The sequence below is a fragment of the Microcystis sp. M53603_WE2 genome, assembly GCF_030065435.1.
This window is the reverse complement of sequence record NZ_JASJFF010000162.1, coordinates 1-2,915: the sequence shown is the minus strand read 5'-3', so window position 1 is coordinate 2,915 and position 2,915 is coordinate 1. Positions and strand designations below refer to the sequence as shown.

General features: G+C 43.5%; 3 protein-coding genes. All 3 read right to left on the bottom strand.

Annotation, left to right across the window (positions count from 1 at the left end):
• Positions 1-134: 6-phosphofructokinase (locus tag PX481_RS03640; protein WP_288093696.1), on the bottom strand; the 134-nt coding region annotated here is incomplete at its 3' end.
• Between the two features lie 305 nt (positions 135-439).
• A complete protein-coding gene (gene gltX / locus PX481_RS03635) occupies positions 440-1,882 on the bottom strand; it encodes a glutamate--tRNA ligase (protein WP_002759700.1) in 1,443 nt (480 codons plus the stop codon).
• A gap of 322 nt (positions 1,883-2,204) precedes the next feature.
• Positions 2,205-2,681, bottom strand: a complete 477-nt coding sequence (locus PX481_RS03630; protein ID WP_002735370.1) for an NAD(P)H-quinone oxidoreductase subunit N — start codon at positions 2,679-2,681, stop codon at positions 2,205-2,207.
• Positions 2,682-2,915: the final 234 nt, after the last annotated feature.

Sequence of the window (2,915 nt, the reverse complement as noted above, 5' to 3'; positions counted from 1 at the left end):
GTTGCTTCTCGAATACCCACCACTTCCCAGCCATAATTGCCACTGGCATGGTGGACAACGGCACGAATGGCGGCATTTAAACCCGCACAGTCGCCACCACTGGTGAGAATTCCAATTCGTTTTTTTTCACCCATAGGTTTTTGTCAGGAGATTAACAAATCTATATTTAGGGAAAAGTTGCGGATAATGCCTAAAAATTAAGAAAGTTTCTAGATCGTCCCTGACAGCTAGGGGAAAAATCCGCCCCTGTCCCCTCAGTCCCCCTAGCAGGAAGTTTGACCCACCTCCGGGTTTTTAACTTTAATACTGGTCAATCGATCACGAGCAGGGTATGCAGGGCGACACGGATTCCCATTATACTAGAAAGTATATAGCAATCTTAGGGCATTTGTCAACCCTAATATACAAGAAATTTTCTGATAACTGATAGCCAATCAATTTAACTATTTACTGCTTGCTGAAGACGGGATAGATCCCAACCTTTTTGATTGAGAAGTAGCCAAGACTGCATTAAATCCGGACCGTGTAACTCCCCCATCAAAGCAGCGCGTAGAGACTTCATCACCAGACCTTTTTTAACCCGATGGGTTTTAGTGGTTGTCTCCACAATTCCCTTAGCAGCTTCTCCGGTCAAATCGGGAGTAATAGCGGCGAGAATATCCTTGATAATATCCTTAACTCCCTCTAATTGTAATTGACTCAAAGCCTCCTGATTATAATTCGCCACAGGGGTTAAAAGTAAGCGACTTTCAGCGACAGCATCGCTTAAACGAGTTAAACTCGGACCGATGAGAGTAGCCAAACCGATCAACCAAGCTCGATCGGTTTCAGCATCAAAATTATACCCTGCTTCTTGCCAGTAAGGGAGAAGTAAAGGCACTAATTCCTCACCGGTTAAACGATGAAGATATTGACTATTAATCCAATCCAATTTCGTCCAGTCAAATTTTGCCCCCGCTTTATTTACCCGTTCTAAACTAAACACTTCTGCGGCCGTTTCAAGGGTAAAAATTTCTTCAGTGGAATCGGGAGGAGTCCAACCGAGGAGAGTCATGTAATTAACCAAAGCTTGCGGCAGAAAACCCAGTTTTCGGAAATCATCGATCGAAGTGACTCCATCCCGTTTAGATAACTTGCGACCCTCCTGATTTAAGATCAAAGGACTGTGGGCAAACTCCGGCACTTTTGCCCCCAAAGCTTCGTATAAAAGAATTTGTTTAGCCGTATTAGCGATGTGATCTTCCCCACGAATAACATGGGTAATTTCCATATCGATATCATCAACAACTACCGCTAAATTATAGAGAGGCTGACCGAAGTTTTCCTCCCCATTTTCCGAGGTACGAGCGATCACCATATCCCCCCCTAAATCACTACCTTTCCAGATAACTTTTTCCCGGATTAAATCCTGCCAAATAATTTCTCGATCGTCATCAATAATAAAACGAATTACTGCTTTTCTCCCCCCTTGCTCGAATTGAGCTTGTTGTTCGGGGGTGAGATAACGATGACGATTATCGTAACGGGGGGCAAAATTGCGGGCTTTTTGTTCTTCCCGCATTTTTTCCAATTCTTCTGGGGTACAATAACAACGATAGGCTAAACCTCGATCGAGCAGGGTTTGAATAGCCTGACGATAATAATTAAGGCGTTGAGTTTGAAAAAAAGGACCTTCATCCCAATTCAGTCCTAACCATTGTAGGCCCGCTTGAATATTTTCCGTATATTCTGGTCGAGAACGTTCTAAATCTGTATCTTCCACGCGCAAGATAAATTTACCCCGGTGATGATGGGCAAAAAGCCAGTTAAACACGGCTGTGCGTGCTGTTCCAATGTGTAAATTTCCCGTGGGACTGGGGGCAATACGAACTCTCACTGTCACGATTTAACTCCTAGGTTTTTTGCGGCAACGATATCCCATATTATGGCAAATTCACCTAGGCCAACTCGCGAAATTAAGAAAATTAAGTGGGTGGGTGGAATTAAATATAAGATGAACGTAGGTTGGGTTGAAGCATGAAACCCAACTCCCGCATGGGTTACGCTACCGCTAACCCATCCTACAAAGAATTGTGCCTCCCTACTTAAATGAATAGCTACCAAAGGGTGAGAAAGGAACAACAAACTCTCAATAAATGAAGTCTCCCTCTCCGGGGAGAGGGTTTGAGGGGGAGATATTTCAATAACCGTGTTATTTCGGTAATTTAGGCAGCGACTAAAGATTTGCTCAAAGGTTGCCAACGGAAATATCTTTCCCCACCCAATTCGAGGACAAATTTTAACCGGGGTTCCTGTTGACTAAGATTAATTAAGTATTGTTTTTCTTCCGAGGACAAAACAAAACTTTCAATAATCCAAATCACTAAACCTTTAGATTTGGGGGGTAAATTTTCCAATTGATAGGTAGCAATGGGAGGAATAAAATAAACCGGTCCAACGGCTGCTTCCCGACCAATATTTTTTTTACCTAAATGGGGGGGACGGACTCCATGAATGCCGGTAAGATAGGCACTTAAATCCCCTAGACCTCTAGCGGTGATATGCAGGACATTGTAACCGGTGGCCCGTAAACGTCTTTGATAGCGTCCCTCGTAACCCCCTTCTAAGGGTGCGTAAACCCCTAAAGCACCGTATTGTTCCAGATCGCGAATAAATGGTTTTCCCGTGGTCAGTAGTGCCATAGCTAGTGAAAAAAATCTTTTCCCCTATAATCGCACGTTTTGTTAAGTTGTGCGTCAGCTGAACAAAGAAAGACTTAAGATCAAAGATAGAGAGGGACAATCGCTACTCTCCCAAGGAGGTAATATGTTTCACGATCTCCTTTATCCCAACGGACTGCTTTATATCCTGATTAAACTAACTGTTTTAGCTTTAGCAGTCTTACTCTGGTTTATGGTCGTTTCGGCCCCGGCTGT